Genomic DNA, 19,501 nt, shown 5'->3' with positions numbered 1-19,501 from the left:
TGTTTTTAATAAGGAAGAGAAGCGACAATGTTAATATAATACCAAAAATGCCAATAATGCCAAAAATACCGATGAGAAAATTAGGAAATGAGAAAATTAGGAAATGAGAAAATGGGTAGTGATAAAAAAGGTTTTTTGACGGGTCTGACTTGTCGGACAAATTGGACTGGTCTGAGTTATCGGAGAAAAACGAAAAATATAAAAAGTGAGTTAGGAGAGTTTTTGATGAAAAAAGGCTATGAGAAGGGTGGGGTTAGCTTATAGGGAGCTTATAGGAAGCTTATACGAATCTTGGAAGATTGGTATAGAAAGGGTATATAAGTAATTGATTTATACCATAATACAACAAGGCTAAAAATGTTAAAAATAGGGTTTCGAGGCGAAAGAAAGAGAATCCTCTCCCGATCACATACTCTCCTATTCGGAGACTTCTCCCAAGGAGAGGGGGAATGTAGTGACGGAAAAGTGTGAGCCACACAGGCAGGTGCGAGTCTCACGGGTAGGAGAAAGTCACACGGTCGATGAAGAATGGACGAAGAATGGACGAAGAATGGACGAAGAATGGACGAAGAATGGACGAAGAATGGACGAAGAATGGACGAAGAATGGACGAAGAATGGACGAAGAATGGACGAAGAATGAACGAAGAATGAACGAAGAATGAACGAAGAATGAACGAAGAATGAACGAAGAATGAACGAAGATAAGGTAGAGATAAGACGAAGACAAGATAAAGATAAGAATGTTTGAGAAGAGAGGATTGCTCAATGAAAGATGGGGTTTTTGAGGGGATATGATGTGGTTATGATAAAAAAGTGAGGTAAAAAGTTTGTATATAAAAATAAAGTTGTATCTTTGCACCTTGAAAAATGAACAATTGATTACTAAACTTGTAGAAAATGAGAAAGTTAAAAGAATACGATATTTCTTTTGCAGGCTTAAAACAGGCGAGACATCAATTTGTTTATGAGATTGACAAAGCGTTTTTGCAACTGTTTAATTTTGACGAGGTGAATGATATTCATCAGCAAGTAATCGTTGATTTAGACAAGAAGAGCAACTTGTTGGAACTGCATTTTCACAACAGGGGTACTGTGAATGTGAATTGTGATGTTTCTAATGAGCCTTTTGACTTGGCAGTAGAAGGAACACTTTTTTTGGTGGTGAAGTTTGGTGAAGAGTATAATGATGACGATGAAGAAATCTTGATACTTCCTCACGGAGAATACCAACTGAATGTGGCACAATATATATATGAGCTTATTGTGTTGTCAATCCCTGCTAAGCGCGTACACCCTGATGTTTTAAATGGGACGATGCACTCGGCAGTATTAGATAAATTGGAAGCACTTGCTCCAAGAGAGCACCACAATACAATGACTATAGACCCGCGTTGGGAAAGTTTAAAGAATTTAATAACAGATAAATAATATAAAGAATTAAGTAATGGCACATCCTAAGAGACGACAATCAAAAACAAGAAGAGATAAGAGAAGAACCCACGACGTAGCGGTAGTTCCTCAAATAGCAAAAGATCCAACAACTGGTGAAAACCATTTGTATCACCGCGCACACTGGCACGAAGGTAAATTGTACTATCGTGGGCAGGTGCTTGTGGATAGTACAGAAGAAGCAAAATAGATTTGCTTCATTTGATTTTATAAGATTATAAAAAAAGAGAACAATATTAATATTGTTCTCTTTTTTTGCTTTGTGAGGGCGATTTGCAAATCGCCCCTACAATATAACTAAAGGAAATTGATTATCAAGATAGTCTACTCTGACAAAGGTCATAGCAAGACAAGTGATTAAAATTTTAGCAAAATAATACTGATTGTAAAATGATTGTACTGTGAATTAGCTTTTTTGGGTGTCTTCTTGAGTGTCTTCTTCTAAGAAACCTTTGGCTAATAGAAGGTTGTACCATTGAATTATTTTCTTAATATCGCTGGCATACACACGGTCGCGGTCGTAATTAGGGAGCACTTGAGAGAAATACTCTTCGAGAGTAGCTCCATCGGATTTTGGAGAGATACGCGCTTCTTTTCCTTCTTCAAAGTTCTTCATATTAGTAAAAACTTCGGTGAGAGGCACTTCTTTTTCGAGTGTATAAATTGCGATTTCAGACAATAGGCTCACGTTGTTGCGAATGCCTACCGATATACGCTTACCATCGGCTAACGAAGTGGCTAAGAAACCAGAGCGCGTTTGAGTTTCTAAGTGATATAAACCAGGTTTGCCAGAAATGGCTAATACTTTTGTTAGATTCATTGTATTTATTTAAGAGTTAAAAAGTTAAGAGTTAAAAGTTATGAGTGTTACTAATTATAATTGTAAATTAGTGTACTATCTTTTGTTTTTGGCATCAAAGAATTTCATTCGGTAGTCTACTTTTACCTTTCCTTTACTGATATTAGCCAGCTTACTTTTGATGAGTTGACGTTTAAAAGAAGAGAGTTTATCGGTGAACAGAATGCCTTCGATATGGTCGTATTCGTGCTGAATGATACGAGCCGCGAGTCCGCCAATGGTAAGCGTTTGCTTATTAAAGTCTTCATCAAAGTACTCGATGGTGATTTGCTTGTGCCTGCTAACATCTTCTCGTACGCCAGGAATACTGAGGCACCCTTCGTTGAAGTTCCAAGTATCGCCTGTTTCTTCTACTATTTTGGCATTGATAAAAGTTTTTTTGAAGCCTTTTAAGAAAGTTTGCTCTTCTTCTGAAAGCTCATCGTCATCGGCGAAAGGAGAGGCATCTACTACGAACAAGCGTATAGAGAGACCTACCTGAGGAGCAGCGAGCCCCACGCCATAAGCGGCATTCATAGTGTCGTACATATTAGCAATCAGTGTTTTGAGTTGAGGATAATCGGGGGGGATTTCAGTTCCTACCTTTCTGAGCACTGGGTCGCCATAAGCAATAATAGGTAAAACCATTGTGTTTTAATTTGTTTATCGGGCGCAAAGGTAAGAATAATTTGGAAATTAGCAAATGAGGAAATGAGAGAATGAGTAAATGTGGAAATGAGAAAAGTTTGTTGTATCTTTGCACCAGAAAGAAAAGCTACACAGTTATACCGTGTAGTGTTTTTCCTTTTTTTAGGGAAGAATGGAGAGAAAAACTCTTAATAAAACGCCTTTTTATTTAACAGAATACAAAATGCACAACGAGAGAGTGTAAAAGGCGCTATCTGTTGATTTGCAGTATGTTTAATGTGTAAAAAGGTAATTTATGTTGTGTAGCACTATGTTAAATAATGTTAAATATTTGTGTAGTGTGTATTATATAAAATAAATATCTTACTTTTGCGTTTGAAGAGAGAGGTGTAACTATTATACAAAAAGATATATGAGACACCTTTATATATTATATAAAAATAAATCAAGGTTAGGAGAAACCTCCCCCTTGCCCCCTCACAGAGGGGGAATTGTAGTGGTGGTTACTATACACGAGCAGTAGGAGGTTTACTTTTGGGTATTTGATTTACATATTTAGGATTTCAAGCAACAATATTAATAATTTCACTATTGCTATACTGCAATAGCATAAATACAAACATAACTTCCATATGAAAAAGTTATTACTATTACAATGTTTCTTTTGGGCGACTCTCTCAGTTGCCTTTGGGCAGAATTATATTCCTTTTGGTATTCGTTACCAAGGTACTGTAAAGGGGGATATGATTGTGGTGGGGAATACTATTCTTAGTCCTCAAGCCAATCCTAATAATGACTATACAGGTAATCACGGTGATAATTCAGGCATTGAGATGAAGTTTATCAATGTGGAGCCTGAGTCGGGGGTGTTTAACTCGAGTTCGGCAACTGTACTCGACCCTAATCCTGCCTCTACTTGTAAAAAAGTGGTGAGGGCATACCTCTATTGGGCAGCTACTTATACCGAAGAGAGACTTGCCAACCAAACGAATCCTCGCTTAGAGAGAAGTGAGTTTGCGAACGTAAAATTTAAAGTAGGTTCGGGAGCTTATCGTGATTTGGTAGGGGAGCGTGTATATGATGGTAATGATGTAGTAAGTACCTTTGGAGATAATTATAGAGCTCAACGTGCCTATGTATACCGTGCTGAGGTGACCAATTACCTCAATGGTACTATTGCTAATACCTATACTGTAGGGAATATACAAGCACCTAATGGTACAGAAAATACAGGTGTAGGTTATGCCGCTGGATGGACACTTGTAATAGTATATGAGGACTTAACCCGTGAAGCGCGTAATATAACTGTGTTTGACGGTTTTTCAGTAGTAAATAGAGACAATAATCCTATCATTAATATTTCAGGGTTTAAAACGGTACCTACCGGACCTGTAAATGCTAAGATAGGCTTTGCTGCTTTGGAAGGTGAGTTGGGAATTAAAGGAGACCAGCTCAAAATGAAAAAAATAAATGGTTCTTACGAAGCTCTTACAGCACCCGGTCGACCTGCTAATAACTTCTTTAATAGTACTCTTACTAATGAAAACGGTATTAATCCTCATCGTAGACCCGCTTCTACTAACTTATTGGGGTTTGATGCAGGAATTTTTGAGTTAGCCAATAGTGGTAAAACTTTTTTAAATAATAATAGTACTTCCACATCTTTTAGACCTTATTCAGACCAAGATGCTTACTATCCTTTTATGTTTGCTTTTAACGTGGAAGTGATAGCGCCCCATATTGTAATGGAGAAACGCGTGCTCAGTAGCGCAGGAGCCGATATTACAGGGCAAAATGTGCAAATGGGAGATGCGTTACGTTATAAAATACGTTTCCGAAACATAGGGAATGACGATGCTAAAGATGTACAGATAACAGATATACTTCCTGTAAACTTACAAGATTTCGATGCTACAACAGCAAATATTTCGATGCCATTAGGGGTAAGCTATACTTATATACCAGCCTCTCGTAAACTTACATTTAATATTCCTGAGAGCTTAGTGAAGAAAGGAAGTACCGTACAGGAACTTTCTTTTGGTATAAAAGTAGTGAACGACTGTAACAAATGGCGTGATGCGTGTTCTAATGTAGTAGAGAATAGAGCCTCAGCAAGCTATAATGGAGTGTCTAACCCATCGACACCCTTAACAGCAGGTAGCTTCAATACACAATTTACAGCTTGTAACGGTGGGGTAGAAGGACCGTCTAACTTTATTGTAAACCTTGATTTTACCAACTGTATGTTTAAAGCCACTACGGTATTGTGTGAGCGCACGGTTACCTTGGAGGCAGGAGCTAACTTTGACTCTTACAAATGGGAAAAAGTAGGCGGAGGTACTATAGGAGGTAATTCACGCACCTTAGTAGTAAGTGAACCAGGTGTGTATAAAGTAACGAAGAGTAAAGCAGGTTGTGCTACAATGTACGAAGAGCACACTGTGAACCCTAATGCTTATGCAAATGCAGTACACCCTATTAAAGATCTGCTTTCGAAAGGGAAACTAAATGGTGAGGTGTACATCTGTGCAGATACAGGGGGTACTGAGTATCCACAAGTGTATTTGTGCGGAGGTAGTACTACAGTGCCTGTAAGTCTTAGAATTACGGGGGCTACTGCTTATCAGTGGCAAAAATTAGGCTCTTGTGGAGCTTTGCCACCTACCCTAAGCAAAGAGTGTCCACCTTCTAACGACAACTATAACTGTAACTGGACAGATATAGGGAATAGTGGAGACATTACTTTGCGAGATGAAGGAGTATACCGTTTGGTAGTTACTTATGGCAACTGTGTGTCGCCTTATTACTATTTCCGTATTACCAAAAACAATGTAGACCCACAATTGGTAGGTCGAGACCTTATTTGTAATAAAAACGGTAGTATTACTGTAAATGGGGTGCCAGCAGGATATGAATACGGTTTGAAGAAAACAGGTTCTACTGGCTGGGTGAAAACCTATCAAAGCAGTAATGTATTTGATATAGTAACTCCAGACAACTATACCGTGTACGTACGCCAAGTACTTACTACTACCATTACTACACAACCTTGTATTTTTGAGAAATCAATACAAATAAACAAACGAACTCCTGCGATGACTGCCAGCGTTACACCTATGGCTTGCAGTACCAGCAAGGGAGGTATACGCGTACAACTTAGCGGTAACCCTTATCCACCTTTTACTTATACTATTCGCAATAACAACGCTACAGGTGGAGTGGCTTATACTACGGTTACCAATACTACCGACTTAAATATTACTAACCAGTTTACTGCTGGTAATTACTATATAGAGGTAACGAGCCCAGATGGTTGTAAATTTACTACTAGTGTGCGTATTGATAAAGTGCCAGACCTTAAAGCTACGGCTTCGGTATTGCGACACTTGAGCTGTGGCAGTGCTATAGTGCGTGTAACTGCTGAGGGAGGAAAGACTAACAGACCTAATGGCTATGGCTATAGTAACGATGGAGGAGCTTCCTACCAAAATAACTTCGCAAATAGTTATTACGACTTTACCTTTACTACTGCAGGGGTGAAAAACTTTAAGGTGATAGACGACAACGGCTGTATTGCTGAAGCTTCGGCTACTGTAAATACCTTGCCTACACCTGCTATCACAGCCAACTATACCGTACAAAACTGTGGTGATAGGGCAAAGATAACTATTAATGAACCTACTAATGCTTCCAGCTATAACGTATTACAATACAGTATAGACGGAGTGAACTTCCAATCAGGGCGTGAGTTTCCGAACTTACAAACGGGAAGAAGCTATACCCCTGTATTACGCTATGGTAACGGAGGAGCAGGAGCTTTGTGTACAGTTACAGGAGCCACTATTACTATTCCTTCTTTTGTGGGAGGTAACCTTATTGCCTCAGCAGGGGTAGAAGAATTGGTAGGTTGTGACACAGGAGTTAATGCCGGTAAAGCTCTCGTTCGTTTCTCGAACGTACAAGGTGGGCAAAAACCTTATGAATTTAACTTTGGAGATGGTAACTGGACTACCGATATGAAAAAATGGATGTTACCAGGCACCTATAATATGGCAGTACGCGATGCGATAGGTTGTACTCGTGAAAACATAAAGGTAACTGTAGCCCCAAGAATTCCAGAACCAACCTTTACTCCTTCGCAAATAACTTACGACTGCCAAGGACGCGGTTCTCTTACGATTACTAATAACAAAAATGATTACAAATATAAATATTACGTAGACGGTCAGCCTACAACTGATAATAACTTTAAGAATCTTGCACCAGGCGTACATACTATTACTATTGAGTATGCCGATACGAATCCTCTTACCAAAAACGTACTCTTTTTTGAGGACTTCGGTACAGGGCGCAATGGTGGTAATGAATATATTAACAAGAAATACTATCTTGAATTGCAAGATGGTTCAATGCCTAGAAACGGTTATGGGCAACCTTGGCCTAGTGGTATAAACTATGAAGGCCCATACGTTGCTGATGGTGAATACGTAGTATCACAAAGACTAAATCCTAATAATCCTGCTTGGATGCAACCTAATGACCACACAGAATTGGCTAATGGACGTATGCTCTTTGTAAATATTGGTAAAATCTTAGGACAAGAGGGGGCAATACTTTATCAGAGACCCATAGAGGATTTGATTCCAGGTAAAGAGGTTATTTTCTCAATAGCTTTGATGAATATGTTGAGATTTAATGACCCTCGTTATCCTGTGGGAGCTCCGGATATTGCGATAGAACTTTATACTGACCAAGCAGCTATAGATGCCCGAACACCTTTGGATAGCTATCGCATTACACCACCTATTAGAGGAGCTCGTAATGCAGATGATTGGACAGTAACGCCAAGACCATTAAACCCAGGAAATCATACTAAACTTATAGCAGTTGTACGTTCTTATAGTTTGATAGAAAGCGGTAATGACTTGGTTGTAGACGATATCTACCTCTACCAAGAGCCAAAGGCTTGTGGCTTTACCTATACTACTACTGTAACGATTGCTAACGACAAGGCTTTCGACGTAGATCCTGCTACTGAAAAGATTACGCAACCTAAATGTAATGGAGAGCAAGGTAGTTACCAAATAGGCTTGAAAAATGCACCTTCTACTTATTACGTACAAAAAGATGGAACAGGTAGTTTTGTAGCTACCACAGGTAATCCTTTCAGATGGGATAACATACCTGCAGGTGCTCATACCGTGAAAATACGTGCAGAACAAAACAATCCTAATTGTGAGGCAACACGTACTTTTAATATTGCTAACCCTGTAGCTATTACTGTTTCAGTACCTAACAATGTATTGATAGGTTGTAACCCATCACGTGTAGAGGTAACTGTTACTGCCAATGGTGGTAGTGCTCCTTATAGTTATGAACTATATAGAGGTGCTACAAGAATAACGGGCTCTAACAATCCTAAGTTTGTAATTACACAAGCAGGTACTTACAGGGTGGTAGTGAAAGATGCTAATAACTGTACTAAAGACGCTACTTTCAATGTGGTGAGTCCGAATACTATTAGTTTGAGAGGTACTTCGGGTACAGCTAACGACTTCTGTACAGCTGCTACTTCACAAGCAAAAGTAGAGGTAGAAGTGACAGTAGCAGGAGGAGGAAATAATGCGCCTTATACATTCCAACTCAACGGAGTGACTAAGGCAACCCAAAATGGTACTAAATATACATTCACAGGTTTAGGAGTGGGTAACCATACTTTTACTGTTATTGATAAATATGGTTGTACCGCTACCTATAGTAAGGCTTTAACAACTCCTGTAGTGATAGATGGCTCAGGAGCACAAGTAGCCAAGGATATTGCCTGTGGAAGAAATGAAAATGAACGCAAGGGAAGAATTACCTTGAAAGTAAAAGGAGGTACAACCCCTTATACTTATACTATAGAAAAAGTAGGTGGAGGCATCGTAGTAGGAAAAACTGCTGTGCCAGCTAATAATACCGTAGTATATGAAACTGCTCAGGTAGGTACTTATAAGATAGTAGTACTTGACAGCAATAATTGTAGGGTAGAATCTTCGGCTACACTTAGAGCACCAGTAGCTGTAACTGCTAATGTAACCTCTACAGACGTATTGTGTAAGGGTACTAATAATGGTTCTATATCTGTAGTTGTAACAGGAGGTAAAGCACCATTTACTTTCTACGTAAATGGTAGTAACCTAGGAGGAGGTACTTCAAAAGAATTTAGAAACTTGCGACCAGGTTCTTATACTATAAAAGTAGTAGATGCAAATAACTGTACGTATGAGACAACACGAAATATTAGTGATGCGCCCTCTGAACTTAAAGGATTTGTAGGTGTAGCAGAGCTTATAGGTTGTGGTAAAACAGGACCTACAGCAGGTAAAGCAAAGATTAAGTTTACTAACGTATCGGGTGGTCAGCCTCCATATTCGTATAAATATGATGGTAACTATACTTCTTCATCAGAAGGTTGGTTGCCAACAGGTAGACACACCGTATATATAAAAGATGCAAGAGGTTGTGAATTGCCATTGCAAGTAACCGTAGACCCCGTTATTCCAGAACCAGCAGGATTTACCTATACAGCTACTGACTTTGATTGTAACGGTAAAGCTACTGTACAGTTTAGGACTTCATCACCTACCTCTTACGACTATGAGTATGAAGTAAATGGTAAAAAGGCAAAAGGTAGAATTGCCAATATTACAGGCTTAGCACCGGGAACTTATACCGTAACGGTACGTTATAGAGATTTGAACCAATCGCCAAGTAATGCTATTATAAAAGAAGATTTTGGTACTGGTAAAGATTATTGTATTTCTAATATATCACCCTTCTTGACCTGTGCCCCATCTATTACTTTTCCAGCAGGTCCAGGACACTATGTAGTAGGTAATAAGAACTCTCGATTTATATCAATAGGAGACGTAGACCGTGCGGGTGTATCAGGTATATGGACACATCCTAACCCACGTTCAGGAAATCCTGAAGATCGTTTCTTGATAGTGGATATAGGAAATGTAAGAAACCAAGACGTATTGTATTGGAAAGATGTAAATGATGTAGACCCTCATAGGAAAGTACAATACGAGATGTACTTGTACAACTTGTTTAAACCTCATAAAGGAGCTCAAGAACCAGACGTACAAATACGTTTAGTAAATAAGGCTAATGGTCAAGTGTTAGACTTTAAGAATTCAGGTAAACTACCACCACATAATAATCCTAATAACTGGGTGAAATTTGAAGGAGAGTTAGATCCTAAAGGAGCTACTTCTATAAGAGTAGAAATACGTACTAATAGCTGGGCAGATTGGGGCTGTGACTTTTTGGTGGATGATATATTTGTATACCAAAGACCAGATGTGTGCTGGCAAGAAATGACTAAGGTTATTACCATACCAGGTGATAGAGAATTTAAAGCAGAAATGACTGCTAAGACAGATGTAACTTGTTATGGAACGGGAACAGCAAAAGTGACCTTTAAGGTACAAAACATAGGCGCTGGTAATTATAATGTAGTAGTAGATGGAGGAGCTCCTATTTTCTCAAACCAAACAGCGGGTACTATAGTAATCCCTAACCTATCAGTAGGTAATCACATCATAGAATTTAATCACAGTGGTAACTGTAAAGTAACTCGTACAGTTACTATCACACAACCTACTCAGCTTACTCTTAGTGCTACTATTACTGAACCTGCAATGTGTTCTAACGGACAACAAGCACGTGTAACCCTTATAGCAAATGGAGGTGTACCACCTTATCGTTATCAGTATACAGTAGGAGGTGGAGCAGGCAGGACACAAACTACACCTATTTTTAGCAATATACCTGCAGGAAGTGTAAACTTTAAGGTAATTGATAAGAATGGTTGTGAGGCTACTTTAGCAAGCAACTTGAATATACCTACCCCACAAACTGTAAACTTTACCCTTTCGGCTACTGATTGCTACGAAGGAGGTAATACAGGTGAGGTAACCGTGAAAATAAATGGAGGTAATGGTGGCTATAAAGTAAAATTGAACAATGGTACTCCTGTAACTTTAGCAACGGGAGTTACTGCTCACACTTTTACAGGACTTACTCAAGGAAACTATAGAGTAACCGTTACTGACCAATACGGTTGTAGTGCGGTACAGAATATAGTCATTCGTCCTACCTTGAACACCAGTGTGAAGGTAACCAATGAAAGTTGTGTGCCAGGTAAGATAGAAGTAACTGCAACAGGAGGAGATGGTAATTATACCTATGCTTTTGCACAAGGTTCGGTAACTACTGTTACAGCAGGAACTTTTGGAACTACCAATACTTACAATGTACCTACTATCACAGGTTCAGTACAGACTTATACCGTGTTTGTGAAGTCTGATCGTTGTGTGAAACGTCACGAAGTAGGGGTACGCAAAGCACCAGCTCTTACCTTCGATACCGAAACGATAACACCTACTTGTCAAGGGTCAGGTAACGGTAAGATAGTAGTGAAGAATATCGCAGGAGATGCTAACTTTACCGTACGTTACGGTAATACAGGTACTCCAGTAATTGCTACTTTCACAGGTATTGCAACTAATACTTATACAATTGACAACTTGGTAGCAGGAGCTTACTCTATTACTGTAACTGACCGTTACGGTTGTAGTGCAAGCAAAAATGTTACCTTACAAGATATGCCAGCACTTACTGCTAGCATTACGGTACCATCTAGCCCAGGAGATTGTATTACTGCAGGTCAAGCAGTATCACTTACCCTTACAATGTCTAACGAGGCGTGGAATGCTTATAGAGCAGGAGGTAACCAAATATATTATAACTATAATGGAGGTACTTGGCATCCAATGCCAACCAACCCATATACTTCAGCACCTATATCAGGGGTGACTGAGCCGGGTAAAACAGTACGGGTGCGTTTTGCTACTCGTCCAGCATTAGGAGGTTCCGATATTTGTAGTACAAGTGCAATAGATTATGTAGTGCCACGTCCGTTAGGAACAGTGAGTGTAACTACTGATATAGGAGATTTCCGCTTAGGTTGTATTACAGCAGGTAAGACTTACTTTACTGCTACAGTAACTGTGAGTACAGGTAATCCTCCTTTTCGATATAATGTAAATGGAGGAGCTTGGTCAGCACCTACTCCATCAGGCACCTATGTATTTACTAACTTGATAGTAGGTAGGACTTATACTTTTGGAGTGATAGATGCAAATAATTGTGAAACTGAATTTACTGGTGATATTTATGCTAATGTAGCTACACCGGCAATGACAGTGATTGTTTCGCCACAACCTGCTTGCCACGGAGGTCAAGGACAAGCTACCTTTAGAATCCACCGTGAGTCACAATACACAGGAGGTTCTCCAGCGGGTACACCACTTACTTGGGTGTTATATGAAAAAACACCAGGAGCAGGTTTAGGTAATCCAATTGTGAGTGGTACTGCTGTAATGCCAGCACCAGGTAATGATGCTACGAACGTTACCCCAGCAGGACCTCATAGCTTAGCACCTAACAAGACTTACTATGTGGTAGTAACAGAAGGTACTTGCGTATGGGGTAGTCGTGATGCTCATATTAGAGAGTTAGGTACTCTTACTGCTACCGTATCAGCAAGTACGCAAATTACTTGTGATAAGAACGGTGTATTAGAGGTGTTGAATCCATCAGGAGGTGGAGGTACTTATACATATAAAGTAGCTCCTGTAACTCCAGGTGTAAGCTTTACGGTGCCAATAGCAACAGGAAACTCAAGAGTACAGATTATTAAGGATAATATAGCAACTCCACCAATGCCTGTTAACCCAGCTTTACCATATTCGTTCGCTGTGAAGTTAACAATGGAAGACCAATTTGGTTGTAGTGCAGATCTCGGTACTCATACCCTTACAGTACAGCCAGCACCTAAGATTAATAAAGTTAAACTAATGGGTTGTGTGAATGGTTCTATCAGTTTGACTATTGAGCCACAAGCGAAAGCACCAGCAGGCTCTGGTACTTCGGCTACAGGAGCAGAACTCAACGGTTATGAATACTCAATAGATGGTGGTTTGGATTACCAAGCAAGTCCTACTTTTGGCAACTTGGTAGCAGGTGCTTACGACTTGCAAATCCGCGATAAGGCGACAGGCTGTATAGCAACACTTACCTATACCGTTACTGCCAACTTAGAAGCTGAAGCATCACTTACTAAAGCCTTAGGTTGTGGTGCGACAGGAAATGCTGAAATTACTATAAAAGTAGACAGAGGAACTGGTAACTACACTTATGCTATTACAGGTCCCGCAGGTTATACAGTACCTTCTACAGCTATCTCACAAGTGAGTGGTAAATATGAGGCTAAGGTAAATAATATCACTACAGCAGGTGTTTATACCGTAACAGTAACTGATGTTAATGCCTCAGCAGGTTGCAACACCTTTACTAAGACTATAACCGTGTTGCCAGCAGAGTTACCACAAATAGAAACTGCAGTGAAATCAGTAACTTGTAGTGGAGGTAATGATGGTGAGATTTACATCACTGAGAAGAACGCTACTATAGGAACATTTAACTATACGAATGTACCTATTGTAGGTCCTGCTGGTTCTACACCTCTTTGGACAGCTGCTACAAGAACTTACAGTAATTTGAAAGCAGGCGTGTACACAATTACAGTAGACGCTAATGGCTGTCAAGCAGTTTATACAGTAACAGTTGCAGAACCTAAACCAGTAACTATTAGCAGTACACAAATTGTGACACAACAGTTTGCTTGTACAGCGAGTGGTACAGCACAGCAAGCTACTATTAGTGTACCTAATGGAGCTATCAGTGGAGGTACCCCACCATATACAGTAGAATTTGTATATACAAGCCCTGCAGGTACTATCACTAGTACAGGCAATACTTTCACGGTGGGAGATATTCGCGGTGGAATAGTAACCATTACGGCTACCGATATGAATGGCTGTGCTACTACTACTACCCAAATGATTAAACCTTTTGAAGCATTAGACCCAGAACAAGTGAGTGTAACCGTACAAGGAACACCAACTTGTAACGCTCCAATACAAGTGAAAGTGGATATAGTAGCTGCACCAGGTATGCCTCCACTTACACAAAGTGAATTGCGTTACTATATGGGAGTTAATCAGCCTACCGTACCACCAAGTGCAGGAGCACCTTGGACAACAAATAATGTGTTCTCTGTAAATCCTAAGCAAACTTATACGTTCTGGATAGGTCACGCAGGTACAGATTGTGTAGTGAAAGCATTGTATGTAGCACCAGATCCAAATACGTTCCGCATTGTGAATCCACAAATCAAGAATGTTACTTGTAAAGGCAATAACGATGGTATAGCTACCTTCACATTGAGTAATACAGTAAGCACACATAACTATACTGTGAACTTGATAGCTTCAGGAGGAGTAACACCACCTACAGTACCAGCTGTATCAGGAGCTAATCCTACCTTTACAATTACAGGTTTGAAATCAGCTACTTATACAATGACAGTAACAAGTAGTGGTACAGGTTGCGTACAAACTTATACCTTTAATATATCAGAAGCTGACGTTGCTCTTACAGCAAGTATTAGTGTTCAGTCTATCACTTGTTTAAGTGCACCAAATTATGATAATGGTGAAATAGAGATTACCAATGCTACAGGCGGTTGGGGTGGATATCAGTACTATGTAAGTACTACACCACCTACTCCAACAAGTGCTGTATGGTCAGACACTAATGTGTTTACAGGCTTAACAGCGGGCACTTATCACGTAGCTATACGCGATAGAGGAGGTTGTATGGTAACGCTTAGCTCGACAGTGGTACTTACTAATCCTAATAACATTACAGGTACTCTATCTATTACAGCACAAAACTGTACACCTAACTCAGGAGAAATAACTGTACAAAATGTAACAGGAGGTGAAGGACGCAATTATACTTTCCAACTCATTAGAAATGGAGTGTTACAGGGAGCCGCTCAAACAAGTACTGTATTTACAGGTTTAGGAGCAGGCACTTACCAAGTAGCTATCAGTGATACTTGGGGTTGTACCGCTACCCTTACTCAATCGGTGACCTTGTATGACCCAATTGATAGTGCAAGTATAGGAGTAGTATTTATCAAGCAAATTACTTGTAATCCTGCAACAGGAGCTACTTTATCAGTAACTCACCAAGGAGGTTCAACAAACTTGCGTTATACTTTAACTAATAATGCTGGAGGTACTCCACAAGTAAATAATACAGGTATATTTACAAATGTAGGTGCAGGTGTTTATAAAGTATCAATTGCTGACCTTACTACAGGTTGTGCTACCGTAACAGGTGCTGATATAGATGTAACTGACGCTATGCCTGTGAACTTTACTTATACCACTACGGCGGTAACTTGTCACGGTGCAAGCAACGGACGACTTGTGATTACCATACCAGGCACACAAATACAAACTGATTACCAAATTAATATTGCAGGAGCAGGAGGAACTCTCCGCAGTGAAACGGTGAACGTAACACCTAAAGATATTGAATTTGATGCAATGCCAGCAGGTGTATATACAGTAACGCTTACCTCTTCACGTAACTGTCCTGCGACTCAGGTAATCACTATTGGTAAACCAGATGAATTGGTAGTAAGCAGTACAACGGTGACTACACACTTTAAGTGTGACGCCAATAATAATGCACAACAAGCTATCATTCAAGCAACAGGTCGCGGTGGAACAGGTACTTATACTTTCAACTTTGAAGTGTTTGACGGTACCTCTACTACTACCTCAGGTTGGGTTAACCATACAGGAGTATACAGTGTAACTAGCAATGGCACTCACACTCAAACAGTAATAGTGTATATACGCGATGCGAACGGTTGTCAAGCTGATAACAGTGCGAACCCATTAGTAATACCGCCATTAAAACGCATTACTAGTATTGATGTGAACCGAACAAGCCAAATAAGCTGTAACGCTACCGAAAGTATTACCTTAACTATTAATGGAGGTAATAACAAAGGATATCGTATAGAAGTAACCTCTACAGGAGCTGGAGTGGCTATTCCAAGTACACAAACGCTTACCGCAGGAGTGAACACAGCTAATATAGGCTTCAATACACCTGGTTACTATGAAATGAAAGTAATAGACCTTGAAACAGGTTGTTATGCTACTGCATCGCATACGGTTATAGATTTCAGCGATATAGAAGTAATTGCTGCACAAACCAAACCAGTATCGTGCGTAGGAGGCAATGATGGTGAGATTACCCTTACTGTAAAAGGTTATCAAGGTATTTATAACTATCAAGTGCTTGATGCGACTACCTTAGCTCCAACAGGAATAACAGGAACTGTACAAGCAAATGCGGCTACTGAGAGAAGAGAGGTAATTGCAGGTTTATCGGCAGGAACATATGTGATAAGAGTAGTGGAAACACAATCACCATACTGTACAGTAACCACTACTTCGGTGATGGTATCGGCTCCTACACAAGCTTTGACAGTGAGTCCTACTATTACAAATCGCATCACTTGTGAACCTAATGATAATAAAGGTGCCTTCAGTATAGATGTAACAGGAGGTTGGGGTGATTATCAATACCGCTTGTTAGTGGGAGGAGCTCCTCACGCTACTTATGGTACCTATACCACCACTACCTTATTTGAAGGATTGACTGCCAATACCTATACGGTAGAAGTAACTGACCGCGGAGGTTGTTCAACTACTACTAATGTAGTAATGGCACCACCAGCACCTATTTCGGCAAGCATATCATCAGCAACTACTGTTTTGAATTGCTTCAACGATAGAACAGGGGTAATAACAGTGGTGAGCCCAACAGGAGGAAGTGGTAATTACGCTTACGAATTGTGGAATGTGGGAGGTGCACAAATAGGAGGTGCACAAACTAGCACTACTTTCACTAACCTATATGCAGGTTCATATAACGTGAAGATTATAGATGGTTGGGGTTGTGATGTTACTATTCCAGTAACCATCGATGAACCTCGTGAAATGAAGGTAACTGCCTCAATTGCTAAACCGCTTACTTGCTTGCAACAAGCTACTATTTCAATTACTGTAACAGGTGGTACTCCAGGTTATACTTACTATATGGTAGCCAACGGTACAACTACTACAACACTTACAGGAAATAGCACTCAAGCAGGAGTAGGAGAGTACGAGTTCTATGTGATAGATAGTCACGGTTGTCAATCGAAGTTGTCTAACAAGATAACGATAGAAGCATTACAACCATTACAATTACACGTAGATACTTCTGAGGCATATGTAAAATGTAATGGAGATAGTACAGCTAAGATTACTTTCTCAGCCACTGGTGCTTTGGGTAACTACCAATACAAATTATATAAAGGAGGTGTAGCACAAACTGCTACTGCTACCCAAGAAAATGCTACTGATTGGGCATTTGGAGGTTTGACATCTGGTACTTACCAAGTGGAAGTAATTAGTGTAGACTGTGTACAAACCAGTACAGTTATAAATATTGGAGAGGCAGGACCACTTTCAGTAGCTACTGCAAGTACTGATATTAGCTGTAATGGTGAAGCCGATGGTACTATTTCGGTAACCGTAACAGGAGGTACAGGAAGAATCCTCTACGCTATTAGTCCACGATTAGACCGATTTGTAGATAGTGGTTACTTCACTAAATTAGCAAGAGGTAACTATATTGTAAGAGCTCAAGATGAAAATGGTTGCTATACTGATACTACCTTTGAAATCAAAGAACCTACTTTATTAGAGGCTTCAATAGACAAGATAACCGATGAGGTATGTAAAGGTGGTAATGATGGTACAGTATCTATCACTATCAAAGGAGGAACTGCTTCTTACAGTACTTCAATAGATAATGTAACTTGGACAGTAGGCAAGACCCTCTATACGGGATTAGCTTCTGGTACTTACACTATCTACGTGAAAGACGCTCGAAGCTGTACTACCGAAGTATCGGTAACAATCAAGGAAGGAGTAGACTTACAAGCTACTGCTACCGTAGAGTACAGTTGTGGTAATAATACCGTAGTGAATACTATTGTAGCTTCTTCTAATCCAAAATATGCAGGATATGTATCATATAGCATAGATGGAGGGGCACCACAAGCCTCAGGACGCTTTGTAGTAACACCAGGTACTCACACTGTTACCATAGCACATAATAACGGTTGTAAACGTACTATAACGGTAGATGTAGAAGCTTATACAAATCTTACAGTATCGTCTACTAAGACTGATATGAGTTGTTATGGTGTGAATGATGGTACGATTACTTATGCGACCACAGGTGGTACAGGAAGCTATACATTTACTATCTCACCAGAGGCAGGAACTTTTGATGGAACTAATAAGTTCACTAACTTGCCAAAAGGACAGTATATTGTGAAGGTGAAAGACAATGTGATAGGCTGTGAAGTAGAACGCACCTTTACCATTGTAGAACCTGAACAGTTGGTAGCTCACGCAAGCACCGTAACAGAAACTTGCTACGGCACTAATGACGGAGCTCTAAGCTTCCGATTCACAGGTGGACGTGCACCATACAACTATACGTTGAAAGACCCATCGGGTAATGTGATAGGAACTTCAAGCAGTGTAGCAACAGGTACAGTAGTATCTAGAACAGGAATAGCACCAGGTAGATACCAATTAGAATATGGTGACTCTGGTATTTGTTCACAAACCTTAGAAATAACAGTAGCCGTTGCACCAAGCATCAATGCTACTTTTGAAAAAGGCTTTAACTGTTCTACTGTTTCTACTACTTGGACGACAGGCTACTTGATGCTAACGTTCAACAATTTGGACGGTGCACTCACACGAAGCAATACAAGCTATGCTATCAATAGTACTGATGCGCGTGATGCGAGACCATTTGAATCGTTTGATGGTAATAGAGCTAAGACAGCACCTATTGAACCAGGAACGAACCAATATATAACTGTATTCTATCGTGGAGCAGGTGTGGCATCTACTTGTCAGGAAACTATTGCACAACGTTTTGATATAGAACGTTACCCAGGATTGGAATTGAAAGACAAGAGCGACCCACGTGAATTGAACCTTATAAAAGTAGAAGCAAGAGGAGGTAATCCTCCATACACTTACTACTTTAACGGAAGTTACGAAAATGGAAGCAACGAGTACACTCTTAAACCTACCGACCCAACCAGCCGTGTAGTAAACGGAAGAGTATACAAAGTGGTAACCGCTACCGTACAAGATGCAAATGGTTGTGAAGCCGACTTGCGCATCGAGAAAGAGTTTATGAAGTCAGTACCACCTAACTTCTTTACACCGAATGATGATGGTAGCAACGACGGTTGGGATCCTGATAGATTCCGCACTTATCCAAACTTGACCGTAGATATTTACGACCGCTACGGACGTTATATCACAACGTTGCGTTCAGGACAAAAATGGGATGGACGTTATGACGGTAAAGAATTACCAGCGGGTGACTACTGGTACATCTTGAAGACTCACGAAGACGGTGAAGATGCACGAGAATATATGGGCCACTTCACATTGTATAGATAGTAAGTAATATCTATAATAAATAAAACCCCTGCGAAGGA

Annotated in this window: 7 protein-coding genes; 5 read left to right on the top strand and 2 right to left on the bottom strand. The window is 40.0% G+C overall.

The window, feature by feature from the left end:
• The first annotated feature begins 87 nt into the window (after window positions 1-87).
• From HW279_RS00930 to rpmF, 4 genes are all read left to right on the top strand, one after another.
• Window positions 88-264, top strand: a complete 177-nt coding sequence (locus HW279_RS00930; RefSeq protein WP_410493742.1) for a glycine cleavage system protein T — start codon at window positions 88-90, stop codon at window positions 262-264.
• Between the two features lie 257 nt (window positions 265-521).
• On the top strand, window positions 522-653 hold the full coding sequence (locus tag HW279_RS10940; RefSeq protein ID WP_255495750.1) for a hypothetical protein: 132 nt from the start codon (window positions 522-524) through the stop codon (window positions 651-653).
• 246 nt (window positions 654-899) lie between these two features.
• Window positions 900-1,430, top strand: coding sequence for a YceD family protein (locus HW279_RS00925; RefSeq protein ID WP_178957614.1), 531 nt, complete (start codon window positions 900-902; stop codon window positions 1,428-1,430).
• A 16-nt stretch (window positions 1,431-1,446) separates the two neighbouring features.
• Window positions 1,447-1,641, top strand: a complete 195-nt coding sequence (gene rpmF, locus HW279_RS00920) for a 50S ribosomal protein L32 (RefSeq protein ID WP_002673108.1) — start codon at window positions 1,447-1,449, stop codon at window positions 1,639-1,641.
• Between the two features lie 216 nt (window positions 1,642-1,857).
• On the opposite strand, the gene HW279_RS00915 is transcribed toward rpmF, so the two are convergent.
• Entirely contained in the window at window positions 1,858-2,271 is a 414-nt protein-coding gene (locus tag HW279_RS00915; protein ID WP_178957613.1) for a DUF5606 domain-containing protein, read from the bottom strand.
• A gap of 75 nt (window positions 2,272-2,346) precedes the next feature.
• The gene (gene def, locus HW279_RS00910; protein ID WP_009417946.1) at window positions 2,347-2,937 is read right to left on the bottom strand and encodes a peptide deformylase; all 591 of its coding nucleotides are present in this window, start codon (window positions 2,935-2,937) and stop codon (window positions 2,347-2,349) included.
• 632 nt (window positions 2,938-3,569) lie between these two features.
• On the opposite strand from def, the gene HW279_RS00905 reads away from it, so the two are divergent.
• Complete coding sequence (locus tag HW279_RS00905; protein ID WP_178957612.1) at window positions 3,570-19,463, top strand: T9SS type B sorting domain-containing protein; 15,894 nt, start codon at window positions 3,570-3,572, stop codon at window positions 19,461-19,463.
• Window positions 19,464-19,501 lie beyond the last annotated feature (38 nt).

Origin of the sequence: Capnocytophaga sp. oral taxon 903 (assembly GCF_013394785.1) — a bacterium.
Taxonomy (GTDB): Bacteria; Bacteroidota; Bacteroidia; order Flavobacteriales; family Flavobacteriaceae; genus Capnocytophaga; species Capnocytophaga ochracea.
The sequence above is the reverse complement of the archived record's forward strand: the minus strand, read 5'-3'. Positions and strand labels throughout refer to the sequence as shown.

Excerpts from the sequence above, each read along its gene's own strand:
- HW279_RS00930 (WP_410493742.1), top strand. The coding sequence starts at position 88 with ATGAGAAAATTAGGAAATGAGAAAATGGGTAGTGATAAAAAAGGTTTT.
- HW279_RS10940 (WP_255495750.1), top strand. The coding sequence starts at position 522 with ATGAAGAATGGACGAAGAATGGACGAAGAATGGACGAAGAATGGACGA.
- HW279_RS00925 (WP_178957614.1), top strand. The coding sequence starts at position 900 with ATGAGAAAGTTAAAAGAATACGATATTTCTTTTGCAGGCTTAAAACAG.
- rpmF (WP_002673108.1), top strand. The coding sequence starts at position 1,447 with ATGGCACATCCTAAGAGACGACAATCAAAAACAAGAAGAGATAAGAGA.
- HW279_RS00915 (WP_178957613.1), bottom strand. The coding sequence starts at position 2,271 with ATGAATCTAACAAAAGTATTAGCCATTTCTGGCAAACCTGGTTTATAT.
- def (WP_009417946.1), bottom strand. The coding sequence starts at position 2,937 with ATGGTTTTACCTATTATTGCTTATGGCGACCCAGTGCTCAGAAAGGTA.
- HW279_RS00905 (WP_178957612.1), top strand. The coding sequence starts at position 3,570 with ATGAAAAAGTTATTACTATTACAATGTTTCTTTTGGGCGACTCTCTCA.